Origin of the sequence: Blastopirellula marina DSM 3645 (genome assembly GCF_000153105.1) — a bacterium.
GTDB classification, from domain to species: Bacteria; Planctomycetota; Planctomycetia; order Pirellulales; family Pirellulaceae; genus Blastopirellula; species Blastopirellula marina.
The window spans coordinates 1,528,226-1,542,963 of sequence record NZ_CH672377.1 but is presented as its reverse complement, the minus strand read 5'-3'; the positions used below and the strand labels follow the sequence as shown (position 1 = coordinate 1,542,963).

The window sequence follows — 14,738 nt, the reverse complement described above, 5'->3', positions numbered from 1 at the left end:
ATTGCGGTTTTTTAGAGGTTTGGGCAAAGCGATGAATCGAAGCGGAAGCATGATCGCCGCACTCTGTTGGCTGTTGGTCGCACTGGGATGCGGCGAAGTGCCGATGCAGTTTCGTGATGTCGAGAACCTGCCGAAACCGACTGATCCGGCCGAGTTCGACTTGGGAACGTTCGATATTACGATTCCGCAAGATAAGACCAACAGCACGATCATGCTGGACTTTCACGCCTACGTCATCATGCCGAAGTACCAGCTCGAACAATTTGAGGCCGAGTTCGCCCTGAAACAGCGACGCGTGCGAAACGGGATCATTCTCAAGATTCGCGAGTTTACCCGGACGCAATTGAATGAGCCGGAACTGGAGTCGGTTCGCGGCGCGATTGCGACGGGAGTCGGCGATGCGATCGCGGAGCCCAAGATCGACGCTGTTGGTTTCCACCACTTCCGATTTTTGGAAGAGTAGTGCGCTACTGCATCAGAGAGTCGGTAGGCTCCTCCAGCACCAGTTTCGCTTCGCTCGCAACGTCACGCAGTTGCAGCGGGATCTCTGATTTCAGCAGCGCCTCGAGCTGCTTGATCACCGGGGCGCGATCCAATTGGGGATTCTCATGCGCCAGAATCACGATGGCCCGGATTGCGTTGTTCATTGTCGACGCTTGTTGAACGCGCTGTCGAATTTGCAGATCGTCAGGGCTGATCGTGTCCAGAATATCGGCGGGCGCGACCAACTCTTTCTCGGGCAGGACGTTCGGATCGAGCATCTCGAGCAGCATCGGCGTCGCTCGCAGATCTCCTTGCCGCGCTAGCCCGGTCGCCGCGTTGTAGCGAACGTCAGAGAAGGAGTCGCTGGTTAGTTCCGCCAAGCGATCGTTAGCGCGATCGCCTCCTAAGACGCCCAATGCGAAACAGGCTCGACTGCGGAGCTGATCTTCATAGCGCTGCGGAAATGGGAGAGCAGAATCGCTGCGCGCGGTCGACGCCGCCTGTAGCGTCTCCCAGATCTGAGGATCGTCTCGCAGCCCAGCGGCGCCCAGGTTGTCGATCGCTTCGGCTAAAGCTTCGACGGCTGCCAGGCGAACTTGTTGATCTTCGGGCGTAGCGTCCTGATTGGCGGCTTGTAAAAGCGTAGGTAAACCTTCCGGCGTCTTTAACGTGCCGATCGCGCGGCAGAGGAAACTGCGCAGCCAAATGTCTTTCTCGCCGAGTTTGCCTGAGTCGGTCAGCTGTTCGTCCAGCAGATGCGACAACTGGGCGGCGAACGCCGGGTCGTTTTTCAGCTCTTCGTTGCGACGATCATGCAGCGCCTCGGCCAGGTTCCAGGCCGATTGCCAAGCGGTGTCGCTGGGGCGCTGCAGTTCTTCGACATAAGTGCGAGGATCGCCGTGCCAGCCGGCGAGAAATTGCGGGATCAATACGAACGAGACCGCACCTAGAACGATCAGCAGCGGCGCGATAAATAGCTGCATCAAGAACTTCGATGTCGGCGGCTTTACTTCAGGCAACGCGTCGTCTGGCGAAAAGGATTGCGGCGTTTCCGGCGGCCCCAGTTTTTTGGCGTCGACGTCTTCGTTCGAGTTGGCGAAATCGCTCATCGTGGGGCGCATACGAAAAAGAGAAACGAATCGAGAGAGATTCGCTTAGTGTAGGCGCACGCCGAGTCAATCACAATCATCGCCGCCAAAGCGAGCGTCCGCTACGAAGTCACGGGCGCTTGTTGATCGCGCAGATAGGCTTGTCGCGCCAGACCACACGCGCCGAGATAACCCGCGTCGGTACCGAGCGAGGTGAAGCGGATCGCCGTCTTTTTGGCCGGAACCGGGAAGGCGCGACGTTTGACTTCTTCACGAACGCGTTCGATAAACATCGTGCCCAGCGGCGAGTCGGCGCCGCCAAAATTGACCGCTCCGCCCAGCACGACGGCGCCAGGATCGATCGTATGCATCAGCGACACGACGCCGACGCCAAGATAGCGAGCCGTTTCCATCACGATAAACAGCGAGAGTTCGTCGCCGCGTTCCGCCTCTTCGGCGACCATCAGCGGAGTCAGTTTTTCGCCTTTGTTCATTCGCGCCATTAGCGAGCTCTTTTCGCCCGCCTCTAATGCTTCCTGCGTTCGCTTTACGATCGCCGTGCCGCTGGCGTAGGCTTCCAAATGGCCGCGCTGGCCGGTAGGGATCTGCCGTGCGTCATCATTGAAGTCGATGATAATGTGGCCGCACTCCGAACCAAAGCTATGATCCCCTTCAACCAACGTGTCGTTGACGATGATGCCGCCGCCGACGCCGGTGCCGAGCGTCAGCAAGACCATGCTGCGGAATTCGCGTCCCGAACCGAGCCAATACTCGCCGAACGCGGCTGCGTTGGCGTCGTTGGCCAGAATGACCGTCGCGCCCGTCTCTTCTTCCAAAGCTTGCCGAATCGGAAAGTGAAACCAATGAGGCAAATTGTGCGGTTCCATCGTCCGGCCGTTGACGATGTCGATCATTCCCGGCATCGCCAATCCGATCGTTGCGACGTCAGAAATCGTGTGCCCAATATCGGCCAGCATCGTATGCAATTCGGCCGCGACGCGACGGATGGCGCTCGCGGGACCCTGCGATTCTTCTGTCGCGATTTTGTGATAGGCCAACGTGCGGCCTTCGTCGTCTACGAGGCCGATCTTGATGTTGGTTCCACCAACGTCCACGCCGAAGAAGAAGGGAGGAGTCGTCACGGGGAGGAAATCGTCCAGATGAGCTATTGCGAATTTGTCGTTTGAGACCGAAGTGGTCGTCCAGGAGGACAAAATTACTATAGGCAAGCAGACGGCCGGTCACAATCGACAAAAAGAGATTCGCAAAAAGTGCTTAGCCCAACTCGCTGATTCGCCGCCGGATCTCGGTAGACGAGATATCCGCTCGAAACATCGCTGGACTGACACCATCGCTCAGTCTGCGCAACGCCGTGGGAAGTTCGATCTCTTCCAGCGTCGTGAACTCCCCTTTGACCTGTCGTGGAAAGACCAGAAAGCGGCAGTTTTGCTCGTTAAATTCTCGAATAGCGGCATCCCGTTTTTTTTCTGAGTCGTTGTAGTAACGCAGGTCCGCGATCCGCACGATCGTGTCCGCGCCGACCACAAAAGTCGTTTCCGGAAAGATTCTCGACTTCTCCACAAAGGTCGGCGCTCGCGTCAACCAGCAGCGCTGCGGGGGTTCAAATTGGTCGACGCGCTCCGCCATTTCGCCAAAGTCGAGCGGCGGCTTTTCTACGTTTTCGATCGAGATCTCATATTCGACCGGACGCCCCAAAATCTGTTCGGCGACCGCCGCCATTTCGAGGTGACCTTCGTGCAGCGGATTGAAAGCGCCGGACATCACCACGCCGGAATTCTCACTCGGAGATACTGTCTCGCCGGCGCCTACGCATGCCCGAATATCGCCTTGCAGCAGTTCGCGCCAACTGGGTTGAGCACGATAGACCGTTTCGTCAATCTGTTCGCCGGGGAGCAAGCTTAGACGTAGCGTCTCGGTTAGACCGGCCGCTGCGGCAAGTCGATCCAAGATCAATTCCGCGGTCAGTTTTTCTTCTTCGTCACGCGTGCGAGCTTCTTTGGTGAGCACCAGATTAGCGACGGTGGTCGCTTCCGGAGTCTGAATCGCTAAGTGGACGCGATGCGGACCTTTTTTCGCGCGATGCGATTTCAGACTCGCCGTACAACCGACGCCCATCAACGGGGGTTGTTCGCCGCTGGCCAGCCCGGACTCGACCGCTTTCTGCCACAACTTGCGGGCTCGCAAGAAGGCGCTGACCGCCATGGCGCGAGCTGTCGCTTCGCTGCAATACTGTTCGGGAGTTCGTTTCAGCAGATCGGTCAGTGCGATGCTGGAATAGGGTACGGTCGCCTCCAACAAGGTGAGCGAAGCGCCGGGAACTTGCAGCAGGCGGCTGATCGCCTCGCTGCCGCCGCCGGCGACCGCCATCACCAGTTGGTTTGGGGCGAGATGTAACTGACGAATTAGGTGGGTGGGCTGAACGTACGGCACAACGCTGGCTGCCTTGGGGGCGAGATCGGTTCTCTCTCTACCTCCTATCGTAAGACGCCGGGCTAGCGATCGCCAACCCAGGATCTGTAGTTTGCATCACGAATTGTGCTCCACACGTCGCTCGAATCGATCGCCATCCAGGGCGTCGACCCGCAGTGAGCAGCTCGCTTCGTCTCTAGTCGGCAGGAATCTTCCCTCGACAGATGCTTAGCGGCGACGCTCACGCTCTCCCCCTCTACGGGCGAGCTTTGACAGCTCCGAAAATGTCGCCGGTCTCGGGATAAGTTGTCGACAATAGCAGCGGCTGTTGTAACGCCAGAGTTTGGCGGCGATAGGATCTCGTTGCCGACGTACGCCGCTCTCTTGAGATGCTTGCCGCCTAGTTTTCAACTTGAAGGCGAAAAAGAGGGTCAAAAAAGTAGGCGTCGCAATCGCTGCAAGCCCAGGCGTCGACCGCTAGCTCCGGCAAGTCCAGTTATTCTTGCAAAAATCTTTTGAACAGACGCCGAATTTCGCCTGGTTAAAACGGTTGTAACGGGAAAGCTATCGGGATTGTAACGATCGCACACGTCCCGTTTGCAGAACTGCTAGAAATCTGCCCCGGTAACCATGCTCGAAATCTTGAAGCAAAATCGGTTGTTGTTAAAGTCATGGAGAACGTGCATCTCGAAGAGCATTGATGAAGTTTCGCCTGGCTGTTTTGATGAAGGCCTGCCCACTGTGAGAATTCGCCGCCCGCACCCTGACGAAGTCGACCAACTGCTCCTCAACGCGCAGTTGCGCGATGAGTTAGAGCCGTATTTCGACGAGTCGATCGCGTGCCTTGATAACGGACGCGTTCCGTTGCATGTCGAGAACGAATTTCTGACCGCAATTCTGGCTTGGGAACGTGCTCCGATATTACCGTTAGGGGAGTGGTTCTCTCCTCCTCTGCAGCTTCCGTCGCCCGATTCGCTTTCGGATGAACAAATCCACGAGCTTCTCTGGAATTCGATCCAGACTCTAGCTAGCAAGCGGATCTATCTCGACTTCACCGATCATCTCAGCGATCGGCAGCTTTACTGCATTTTGAAACGGGACATTTTGACGTCATACGAGAAGATGGTCGACTTGCCGTCCCACTCGCTGTCGTTCAATTGTGCTCCGCCGGACGACGACCCGGACGTCTGGCTTCGCTACTACGCGAGCGAAGAAGAGCGCCACGGCTGGGAAGAGGAGACGGGGCAACCGCTCCCTCCCTATCAGCCTTCGCCGTTCCCCCGCAAGCTGCCCAAGAGTTCCGCCTAGCGCGGTTACTTCTTCAGGATGCTCGCTTCCGGCGCTGTTGCCGCGCGAACCATCGGCTGTGCACCAGCTTCGGTTGTCGCGGTCGCTTTTGGTTCGGGAAGCGAGAGCATCTCGAAACCGGAGGCGAAATTGCGATCCGCCTCGGCGAACTTCTCGGCCAGTGTTGTTTCAAGCGTGAAGACGATCGAATAGCGGCGACCCGAGTCGTCCGAAAACAGGTAATAGATCCATTCGATCGGCATGCTCTCGGCGACGCCGTTGGCCGTCACGCGCAGGCGTCGCAGACCGTTTGAGCTCAGCCCTTCCGAGGCGTCGGCGAACTGGGCGAAATTTTTGCCCAACGACTTCTGCACTTCTTGCTGAAACGCTTCGAGCGTCATCTGCTCGCCGGCCTTCAAATCGCTGATCCGCGTCACGTTGCATTGGGCGATCAGATCTCCCTGCTTTACCAGACGGAAGACCGACTGCTTGGCGGTTTCGCTCATCATGGTCCAGTCACGCTCGAGCAGCAGACCGAACCCAGCTTCTTTCGCCTCGTAGTCCAACAGCATTTTGCCGGCGTTGGGGGTCAGGTCGAGTTTCGCCAGTTTGGCGTCACTAAGCGAATCGACGGTCTCTTGGACCGGTTGCGACAACATTCGAATGACTGCTTTGACCTTGAAGCCGGGAGCGTTGTGGGCGATGGCGCGATTTTCGTCAATCGCGGCGGCGACCCATTCGATCGTGTCGTTTTCGAGATTGAAATTGACTTTGGCTTTAATCGTTAGATCGGTCGCAACTCCGCCTGCGGCGCCGGCGATCGCGCCGCTGATGTCGATCTTGGCTTGGGTCTTTGTGATCTGAATCAGCTTGGCCTTGATATCGTTTTGCGAAACGGCGTCGAGCAGGAAGAGTTCGGCCAGGCGATCGTTTTCGAAAGTCCACTCATCCCCCACTTTGACTTTTTCTTTCGGCAGAAAATGCCCCGCTAGCAAACTGCTGCACTGAACGTTGATCAAATCGCATTCGGCGCGATTGAAGTGCCCTTCGGCCAGAAACAGATTTTGGCGTCCCCCGTCGAGCTCGGCGATGACCAACGTCTTAGAGGCAGGGAGCGTCGTCCGCTCATCCTGGCCGTTCAGCTTCATGTCGGCCCAGGCTTCGTCGTACTTGCGGATAGCCGCAACAGGGGAGTCTGTCCCGAGGATTCGCTCGTCATATTGAAGGGTGCCGGTCAGGGCCATGGGAAATTCGCGAATTTTGGTCCCATCGGGATTTACGCGAACGGTCCCTTCGACCTCCATAACTACTTTGACCACACGGTTTTGGGCATCGGGATTTACCTTCAGCTCGACGCTTGGTTCGGCGGCTGCAGAAAATGCCGGAACGAAAAAGGAAAGCGAAACGAATAACGCCAATCGTGCATCGAAGTTCATGTAACGAGATCCCAGTGGTCGCGCGAGAAAAACGGCTTCTTCGGAAGCATCGTCAAAATCGGGCGTCCAAGTCCAGCCGATTGGGAGGGATGTTGGGGTTGTTCCTGCGGTTGACCGAAATGGAGTTGTGAGATAACGAACGAACACGAAGCCAAAATTTGACGTAAAGTTAAGTCAGGCGATCGTTTAACGGTTCCTACCTCATCACCTCTCATCTCGGGATTCCCATATCCCAATCGCGAACTTGAAAAAAAATGCGAACATTTCAGCAACCTTTTCGCACCTATCTGCGTATAAACCAATGAACAATTCGCTGACGAATAGTCTTTGGGTTCACTAATAAAAAGAGAGTGAATTTCAATTCTTTTCGGCAGCGGCAAGCATTTCGACAGAAAGAGGCCCCTGCTTTGCAGGTTTTCAGTCCCAGTGCTTGAGTGACGTGCGTCCGGGAAGGACGCTGCACCCCAAAAGTCCGACGCGTGCGAGTTATTCGCAGGGATAATCGCCGTTGGCACAGCTCACCTAGTGAGGGACACCGTGAATACGAACTACAAATCTGAAAGCATGCGGCGTTTTCGCGACCAACAAGTTCGGTTCGCGCCGCGCGATAAAAAGATGGATCAGGCCAATCGGGCCGAACGCCTACTCGGCGAAATCGACCCGAAAAAGACCTATCCCTATGAATATCTCTATTTCCGCATCACCGACTTCCGTCCGGATGACAATCCGAAAGGAACCGTTGAAGGAAAAGAGACGGCGCACGATCTCCGGCTGTTCGTCGAAGATCTCTCCGATTCGGCCGATATTCCGGTGGAGTTGGCGGGGGAAGAAGTTCTGACGGTCGAAGAGCTAAGCCGCAAGTTCAACGTTTCCACCAAAACGATCTCTCGTTGGCGACAACAGGGGCTCGTGAGCCGCCGGTTTTTGTTTGAAGGTCGCAAACGCGTCGGCTTTTTAAAGAGCAGCGTTGAGCGTTTCGTTCGTACCAATGCCGATCGGATCGAGCGTGGCCGTCAATTCAGCCAGCTGACCGACGTCGAAAAAGACGAGATCATCGAACGTGCTCGACGTTTGGCGCGAGCCGGCGGCGGACCCTCGGAAGTTGCTCGTCGAATCGCAACGCGGATGAACCGCAGCGTCGAAACGATTCGCTACACGCTGAAGAACTACGACGAAAAGAATGCCGACACGGCCGTTTTCCCGCGATCGACCGGCCCGCTCAGCGACGACGCCAAGGAAGGAATCTTCCAAGCGTATCGCGACGGGGCGACCGTCGATCGTTTGGCCGAGCGATATCATCGGACGAAGAACAGCGTTTATCGCGTCGTGAATGAAGTTCGGGCCAGCCATATTGAAGAGTTGCCGCTCGACTGCATTTACAACGAAGTGTTCGACGATCCGAGCATGGAAGAAGAGATCCTCGGCCCGCTGCCGGTGGCCGAAACGGCGACGCGTCGCACGCGACCGCCAGCCGGTTTGCCGTCGTACCTCGCGTCGCTGTACGAAGCTCCGCTGTTGACTCGCGAGCAGGAATATCACCTGTTCCGTAAGTTCAACTACCTAAAGCATCACGCGGCGAAGTTGCGTGAGAGCGTCGAAACCAGCAAGGCCAAAGCGAGCGTGATGGACGAGATTGAACGCTTGTACGAAGCCGCGGTCGAGGTGAAGAACCAGATCGTGCAATCGAACCTGCGTTTGGTCGTCTCGATCGCCAAGCGTCATTTGGGCGCCGCCGACGAGTTCTTTGAACTGGTCAGCGACGGCAACATGTCGCTCATTCGAGCCGTCGAAAAGTTCGACTACTCACGCGGCAACAAGTTCAGCACGTACTGCAGTTGGGCGATCATGAAGAACTTCGCTCGGACAATTCCGGTCGAGTTCAAACATCGCGATCGATTCCGTACGAGCTTGGACGAGTTGTTCCAAGGTCGAGTCGATAATCGCAGCGATCAGTACGAGCAGGAAGCGATGCAACAGCAGCGCGAACGTCAGATTCAGCGGATTTTGAATCGGCTCGACGAACGTGAGCAGAAGATCATCATCCGTCGATACGGCTTGGATCACGATCACGAACCGCAAACGTTGAAAGAAGTTGGCGCCGAGTTGGGTGTCACGAAAGAGCGGATTCGCCAGATCGAGGCCCGAGCGCTCAACAAGCTGCGAGTCGCCGCCCAAGAAGCGAAACTCGATATTCCTGAAGTGAACTAGCATTCGCCCCTTTGCGAATGACATTTCCATCATGCAAGAACCAGAGGCTTTCGGGCTTCTGGTTCTTTTTTTGTTTCTAGGCCGCTTTATGGGCACTGACACGCTTATTGTTTCTTCGATATTTCGAAGTCTTGCAGGTCGAAGGTGAAAGTCGAATTTTCGTCGGAGACGGTAGCATGCAGCGGCGTCTGATGCGGAGCGCGAAATTGCCGCGGGATCTGCAAAACATCCACCGGGACTCGGCTTGGCGCCTCGGGGAGCGGGTCGCCCGCGGGGGGCTGTACGGTAATCGTATAGTTTCCGATAGCGACTCCTAGAAGGCTTACACGCCCTTCCCCGTCGAGCGTTCCGCCGTACGCTTCGCCGTTTTCGGGATTGGAGAGGTCGATCAGAGCGCCGGTAAGCGGACTTCCTCCGTTGGTTACGGTCGCCGAAATGTCGGTGCGCTCGATATTGGAGCGCGGTTGATGGCTGCAGCCCACGAGCGCGCAACAGCTCAACCAGATCGTCAGCGAGTTCAATAATTGACGTTGTGGCCGGTACGACATGGAATTTCCTGGTGCAATGACAACAAAGCGTTTCAGCTTGCCTCGAACGCGTCTAGTTGAAGTTGGCTTCAATAACGAGGCCATCATCCGCAGTGAACGCTCGGCGAAGCATTTCCATGTCGGCTACTTCTGCAACAAAGTGGACCGAGCCATCCCCGCCCAGAACTTCGATTCCTCCAGGATGGTACGAGTTAAGGATCGTATTGACGTCGAACCACCAGTTGGCGCCAGAGGGTGCTCCAGAGAGCCAGGCGCTATTGATCGGATACCGAAACGTGGCAGTTCCTTGGGTGTAGCCGCTGCTGTAGGTGATGTTGCTGATTTGCGTATCTTTGTCCCACGTATTCCGGCCGTCGCTGCTGGTAACGGTATTGATTCGCAGCCCACCCCAGCCGCCGAGACCATTGGCGCTATTCTCGATACCGTCGACCTGCCCAGACTGCTCGGCCACGACAAAGGTGTTGGAGGTGCCGTCGATCAGATTGGCTAGCCTGCGCCCTTTGAAGTTAATAAAGGTGCCGTTGTTGCAGTAGGTGCCCGATTGAACGGCATTTACCGCCGTGCAGACGCTCGAGCGTCCTAGCGGATCAGGGTAGGCTCCGGAGATGCCGACATAGTCATGCACCTGCGACCAATTGGGCGACGTCCCGGAGTAGGTCATCGCCGGGTTACGCTCTGGAAGTGGACTGGAGGGGCAGACGAGTCCGGAGACGCTCGCGGTGTAAAGCACTTGATTGTTGACGAAGTAGCGGCCATCGAACGCGTTATAGGTCCCACTGGTATCGAGTTGGTCATAAAGCACCGATTGTTCCACGAAAGGCAGAATACGAACTTTCCAGTTGTGGTTGGTGTCGTTGCCGATCGGCAGTTCTTTGTAGGTGCTTTCAAAATTGTGCAGCGCCAGTCCCAACTGCTTCATGTTGTTGGAGCACTGCATGCGCCGCGCCGCTTCTCGAGCTTGCTGCACGGCCGGCAGGAGCAATGCGATCAAAACTCCGATGATAGCGATGACGACCAACAATTCGACAAGCGTAAATCCGAATTTTCGAGTGTGCCGGGAGTTCATTAGGAATTCATCCAAGATAAGGAAAGGATGGATAAGGCTGTTTGCGGAAATTGCACACAGCGGACTTCTTCCAGGTAAAAGATGAGAAGACAGGCTGGCAATGTCAGCAAAGCAAGTGCCGAAGCGATGGCCCTAAAATGCCCACTTCTCGACGAGCCGCTGAAAGCACTGGAAGGCAATCAGTTTGCGACGAGAGGATTTTTTGCTTTTTATAAAATCGAAGATGAAAATATCAGCAGAAATCAATGATTTCGCGTGATATGCCTGAACATTGAACAGGCCTGCTAAGAACCTGCGCGGCAATGACGCCCTGTTTGGGGCGACACCCTCCCCTTGTTTTGCTGTCCAGGCCGATTTTGCGGCGGATACCGGCTTCGCTCTTCGAGATTGAAATCCCATTTCTGATCTACAATGGCGAATCGGGCAGCCGGGATGAACCTCTCCCGGAGTGGCTCCGTCTAGTAGAAAGAGGGGCCAAAACAGCCTTAGAATTTACCTATTTGGTAAGCCAGGAAAGCACGAGCTCGACAGCAGAAACTTTCGGATGATTTTTTGGCGAGCAGCGGGCGAAGGCGACTTGCGGGGTTTGCCCAAGTCGGTATATTAGTCTGTTTTCGATTATAGCCCGACTAACGGGCTGGCGTAGCTCAATTGGCAGAGCAGCTGATTTGTAATCAGCAGGTTGTGGGTTCGACTCCCTCCGCTAGCTTCCGCGATGCGGCTTTTCGTACTCAAGCGAATCCGCGCCAGCCTTCGGGCGGGCGATCGCAGCAGTCAGATGCGGCGATAAGGGCGTGGGACACGGTGTTAAGTGCGGGGGGTTTCCCGAGCGGTCAAAGGGGACAGACTGTAAATCTGTTGGCAATGCCTTCACAGGTTCGAATCCTGTACCCCCCACTTACAAAAAAATAGCGTCAAACGGCTTATGCCCGCTGGCGTGATGTGGTTGTAAAAGGTGAGAATGGCGACGATCTCGACTGCCGTAAGATGGCGACGGGTATCGTTGCGAGATGAGTGCGGGTGTAGCTCAATGGTAGAGCAACAGCCTTCCAAGCTGAAGACGAGGGTTCGATTCCCTTCACCCGCTTGGGCGGCGCTTAGCCGCAGTTCAGAGAGGACGCGTAGTTCTCTCTGGAAAACCTGTGGCGATCATGCGCACTCCGCGTATGTCGCTGCTGTAGCTCAGTGGTAGAGCACTTCATTGGTAATGAAGAGGTCATGGGTTCAAGTCCCATCAGCAGCTCTTCGCTAGTTGTTTATTTCCGCTTGCTCCAAGTTTGCACTGATTCAGTGGGGATTACGAAAGACAAAGAACATGGCCAAGGACGTATTTCAAAGAACTAAGCCGCACGTCAATGTCGGCACCATCGGCCACATTGACCATGGCAAAACCACCACGACCGGCGCTATCCTCGCCGTTCAGGCGGCCAAGGGTTTGGCGAAGAACAAAGCGTATTCCGAAATCGCCAAGGGCGGTACGGTTCGCGACGCGACCAAGACGGTGACCATTGCGGTCGCGCACGTCGAATATGAAACCCCGAACCGTCACTACGCCCACATTGACTGCCCGGGCCACGCGGACTTCGTGAAGAACATGATCACCGGCGCCGCCCAGATGGACGGAGCGATTTTGGTTGTGTCGGCTGCTGACGGTCCGATGCCGCAGACGAAGGAGCACGTTCTGTTGGCTCGTCAGGTTGGCGTGCCGTACGTTTGCGTCTTCCTGAACAAGTGCGACCTGGTCGACGATGAAGAGTTGTTGGACCTGGTTGAGCTGGAAGTTCGTGAACTGCTCAGCAAGTACGAATTTCCTGGCGACGATTGCCCGGTTATCCGCGGCGCCTCGCTGCCGGCCTACAACAATCCGGCCGATCCGGAAGCCAGCAAGTGCATCACTGAGTTGATGGAAGCGCTGGATACTTACATTCCGGAGCCGACTCGCGAAGCTGACAAGCCGTTCCTGATGGCGATCGAAGACGTGTTCTCGATCGAAGGTCGTGGAACGGTCGCCACCGGACGTATTGAGCGCGGCGTGGTGAAGGTCGGCGAAGAAGTGCTGATCATCGGTTTGAACGATGCCCCGACCAAGACCACGGTCACCGGTATCGAAATGTTCAACAAGATCCTGCAAGAGGGTTATGCGGGCGACAACGTCGGCTGCTTGCTCCGCGGCGTCAAGCGTGAAGATATTTCGCGCGGCCAGGTGCTCGCCAAGCCGGGTACGATCACCCCGCACACCAAGTTTGAAGCGGAAATTTACTGCTTGTCGAAGGAAGAAGGGGGCCGTCACACGCCGTTCTTCTCCGGCTATCGTCCGCAGTTTTACTTCCGCACGACTGACGTGACCGGAACCGCCAACCTGATCGGCGCCGAAATGTGCATGCCAGGCGACAATGTTCGCATTGAAGTCGAATTGCACAAGCCGATCGCGATGGATGACGGCGTTCGCTTCGCGATTCGCGAAGGCGGCCGTACCGTGGGTTCGGGCGTTGTGACGAAGATTATCGCCTAACGGCGTTGAGTAAAAATTTTGCGGCGCCCGGCCCGAAAACATGGGTCGGGCGTCCGTAATTTAGGGGCGTAGCTCAATTGGCAGAGCGCTGGTCTCCAAAACCAGAGGTTGAGAGTTCGATTCCCTCCGCCCCTGCTTTCGTCGGTTGATTTGGGGCCTTCGCCTTTGATCGATTCGTCGTTCCGTAAATTAAGTCATCGTCTATGGCTCGGCCAGCGACGTTTTAGGAAGAAAGTCACGCAGCGATGGCAAAAGAGAGAGCCGCCGCTACAGCCGGAAACTTCGTCCAAGAGTTGGCGCAGACCGGACGCTATAAGCGTTCGCAAGGTCGAACCGCTCGGCAGGCGACAATGCTCGCACTTTGGGCGTTGGTCGGCGTTGCAGCATGGCAGTTATTCGACGTATTTCGGAACCAAGGCCAGGATCGTTGGATTCAGGTCGGCGTTCCGGCTGCGTTACTGATCGTCGGGTTTTGGGTCGCTTACCGCATGATCAATTGGCCGGTGTTCGCCGATTTTTTGATCGCGGTCGAAGCGGAAATGAATAAAGTGTCTTGGCCCTCACGGGCTGAGTTGATTCGGGCCAGCGCCGTCGTGATCCTGTTTGTGTTCGCTTTGGCGGCCGTGCTGTTTGCGTACGACGTATTTTGGCAGTTTGTGCTGAAAAGATGGATCGATATCCTGCGATACGCATTCAATTAGTGTGGCGATTGGCCAAGGGATTAGGTTGTGGATAACGAGTCGAAAAACGAAAACGAATTGTCTGCTGAGGACGTGACCGCCGAAGGCGCTGCGCCGGAAGCGGCAGAGTCGTCCGACGCGCCGCAGCTTGAATCGCAGTCAACCGAATCGCCGGCCGAAGCGGAACAAGCCGTCGCCCCCGACGCCGAAACTGCGGAACCGGAAGTCGAAGCGACGGAGCCCGAGGCCGAAATGGCCGAAGCGGTTGTTGGCGCGGAGTCGACAGAGGAAGTTGTCGCCGAGGAATCGCCGAAACCGGCTCGTCCGAAGAAGGGACGCAACCGCGGTCCGCTCGAACTGATTGAGGAGGAGGAAGAAGCTCCTGTCGAAGTCGGCGAGATGGATTGGTACATCCTGAAGGTGCAGAGCAATCGCGAGAAGTCGATTTGCGCGAACCTTTGGCGTCGCGTCAAAATGGCCGGGCTAGAAGCGTACTTTGACGAGGTCATGGTTCCGACCGAGGACATCGTCGAGTTCAAAAACGGTAAGAAAAAGATCACCAAGCGTAAGCTCTATCCAGGGTATATCGTCGTCCACATGGCGATCAACGATGATACCTGGTTTTTGGTGCGTGAGACGGGCGGGATCGGCGACTTCACTGGCGCCGCAGGACGACCGACTCCGATGCTGGCGCACGAAGTCGAGAGAATCACGAAGAAGGTTGAAGACGAAGAAACGGGTGAAGAGCCGGTCAAGACCAACATCCGTTTCAAGTTGGGGGACCATGTTCGCATCACCGAAGGAACCTTCGAGAACTTCGAAGGGGATGTCGAAGGAATCGACGAAACCAATGGCCGCGTGACGGTCATGATCAACATCTTCGGTCGGACGACTCCGGTCGAGATGGAACACTGGCAAATGGAGCCGGTGTAACCATTGCGAGTCGTCGGCCTGTCGATTGCCGCAGTCGGTTGCGTCGCCTGAGTGCGACCGATCGGAT

The 14,738-nt window shown here is 56.2% G+C and carries 13 protein-coding genes and 5 tRNA genes; 12 read left to right on the top strand and 6 right to left on the bottom strand.

The genetic code is table 11. From position 1 onward, the window contains the following. Nucleotides 1-31: 31 nt before the first annotated feature. On the top strand, nt 32-463 hold the full coding sequence (locus tag DSM3645_RS25370) for a hypothetical protein (RefSeq protein ID WP_002655500.1): 432 nt from the start codon (nt 32-34) through the stop codon (nt 461-463). A gap of 4 nt (nt 464-467) precedes the next feature. Here DSM3645_RS25370 and DSM3645_RS25365 read toward each other — a convergent pair whose 3' ends face one another. The 3 genes from DSM3645_RS25365 to DSM3645_RS25355 form a co-directional block, all read right to left on the bottom strand. Beyond that, nucleotides 468-1,592: a HEAT repeat domain-containing protein gene (locus DSM3645_RS25365; RefSeq protein ID WP_002655499.1), complete on the bottom strand. Its 1,125-nt coding sequence runs from the start codon at nt 1,590-1,592 to the stop codon at nt 468-470. A gap of 101 nt (nt 1,593-1,693) precedes the next feature. After that, nucleotides 1,694-2,713: an ROK family protein gene (locus DSM3645_RS25360; RefSeq protein WP_002655498.1), complete on the bottom strand. Its 1,020-nt coding sequence runs from the start codon at nt 2,711-2,713 to the stop codon at nt 1,694-1,696. Between the two features lie 133 nt (nt 2,714-2,846). Beyond that, nucleotides 2,847-4,022, bottom strand: coding sequence for a hypothetical protein (locus DSM3645_RS25355; RefSeq protein WP_040353011.1), 1,176 nt, complete (start codon nt 4,020-4,022; stop codon nt 2,847-2,849). 720 nt (nt 4,023-4,742) lie between these two features. On the opposite strand from DSM3645_RS25355, the gene DSM3645_RS25350 reads away from it, so the two are divergent. Further along, a complete protein-coding gene (locus DSM3645_RS25350; protein ID WP_040353371.1) occupies nt 4,743-5,309 on the top strand; it encodes a hypothetical protein in 567 nt (188 codons plus the stop codon). Nucleotides 5,310-5,314: 5 nt separating this feature from the next. On the opposite strand, the gene DSM3645_RS25345 is transcribed toward DSM3645_RS25350, so the two are convergent. Then, nucleotides 5,315-6,724, bottom strand: a complete 1,410-nt coding sequence (locus DSM3645_RS25345; RefSeq protein ID WP_002655494.1) for a hypothetical protein — start codon at nt 6,722-6,724, stop codon at nt 5,315-5,317. A gap of 537 nt (nt 6,725-7,261) precedes the next feature. On the opposite strand from DSM3645_RS25345, the gene DSM3645_RS25340 reads away from it, so the two are divergent. Further along, on the top strand, nt 7,262-8,932 hold the full coding sequence (locus DSM3645_RS25340) for a sigma-70 family RNA polymerase sigma factor (protein ID WP_002655493.1): 1,671 nt from the start codon (nt 7,262-7,264) through the stop codon (nt 8,930-8,932). Nucleotides 8,933-9,036: 104 nt separating this feature from the next. Here the strand turns inward: DSM3645_RS25340 and DSM3645_RS25335 are convergent, their stop codons facing one another. Then, nucleotides 9,037-9,480, bottom strand: a complete 444-nt coding sequence (locus tag DSM3645_RS25335) for a carboxypeptidase-like regulatory domain-containing protein (RefSeq protein WP_002655492.1) — start codon at nt 9,478-9,480, stop codon at nt 9,037-9,039. Nucleotides 9,481-9,532: 52 nt separating this feature from the next. Further along, on the bottom strand, nt 9,533-10,546 hold the full coding sequence (locus tag DSM3645_RS25330; RefSeq protein WP_002655491.1) for a DUF1559 domain-containing protein: 1,014 nt from the start codon (nt 10,544-10,546) through the stop codon (nt 9,533-9,535). 81 nt (nt 10,547-10,627) lie between these two features. Here DSM3645_RS25330 and DSM3645_RS30560 point away from each other — a divergent pair, with 81 nt between their 5' ends. From DSM3645_RS30560 to nusG, 9 genes are all read left to right on the top strand, one after another. Then, a complete protein-coding gene (locus DSM3645_RS30560; RefSeq protein ID WP_154657820.1) occupies nt 10,628-10,795 on the top strand; it encodes a hypothetical protein in 168 nt (55 codons plus the stop codon). Nucleotides 10,796-11,182: 387 nt separating this feature from the next. Further along, a tRNA-Thr gene (locus tag DSM3645_RS25325) sits at nt 11,183-11,255 on the top strand. Nucleotides 11,256-11,361: 106 nt separating this feature from the next. Further along, a tRNA-Tyr gene (locus tag DSM3645_RS25320) sits at nt 11,362-11,443 on the top strand. 119 nt (nt 11,444-11,562) lie between these two features. Further along, nucleotides 11,563-11,633, top strand: a tRNA-Gly gene (locus DSM3645_RS25315). An 84-nt stretch (nt 11,634-11,717) separates the two neighbouring features. Then, a tRNA-Thr gene (locus DSM3645_RS25310) sits at nt 11,718-11,789 on the top strand. Between the two features lie 72 nt (nt 11,790-11,861). Beyond that, the gene (gene tuf / locus DSM3645_RS25305; RefSeq protein WP_002655489.1) at nt 11,862-13,058 is read left to right on the top strand and encodes an elongation factor Tu; all 1,197 of its coding nucleotides are present in this window, start codon (nt 11,862-11,864) and stop codon (nt 13,056-13,058) included. A 62-nt stretch (nt 13,059-13,120) separates the two neighbouring features. Continuing rightward, nucleotides 13,121-13,193, top strand: a tRNA-Trp gene (locus DSM3645_RS25300). A gap of 110 nt (nt 13,194-13,303) precedes the next feature. After that, nucleotides 13,304-13,759, top strand: coding sequence for a preprotein translocase subunit SecE (secE, locus tag DSM3645_RS25295; protein ID WP_002655487.1), 456 nt, complete (start codon nt 13,304-13,306; stop codon nt 13,757-13,759). Nucleotides 13,760-13,786: 27 nt separating this feature from the next. Then, nucleotides 13,787-14,671 carry a transcription termination/antitermination protein NusG gene (nusG, locus tag DSM3645_RS29000; RefSeq protein WP_002655486.1) on the top strand — a complete coding sequence of 295 codons (885 nt, stop codon included), beginning with the start codon at nt 13,787-13,789 and terminating at the stop codon, nt 14,669-14,671. The last annotated feature ends 67 nt before the right edge of the window (nt 14,672-14,738 follow it).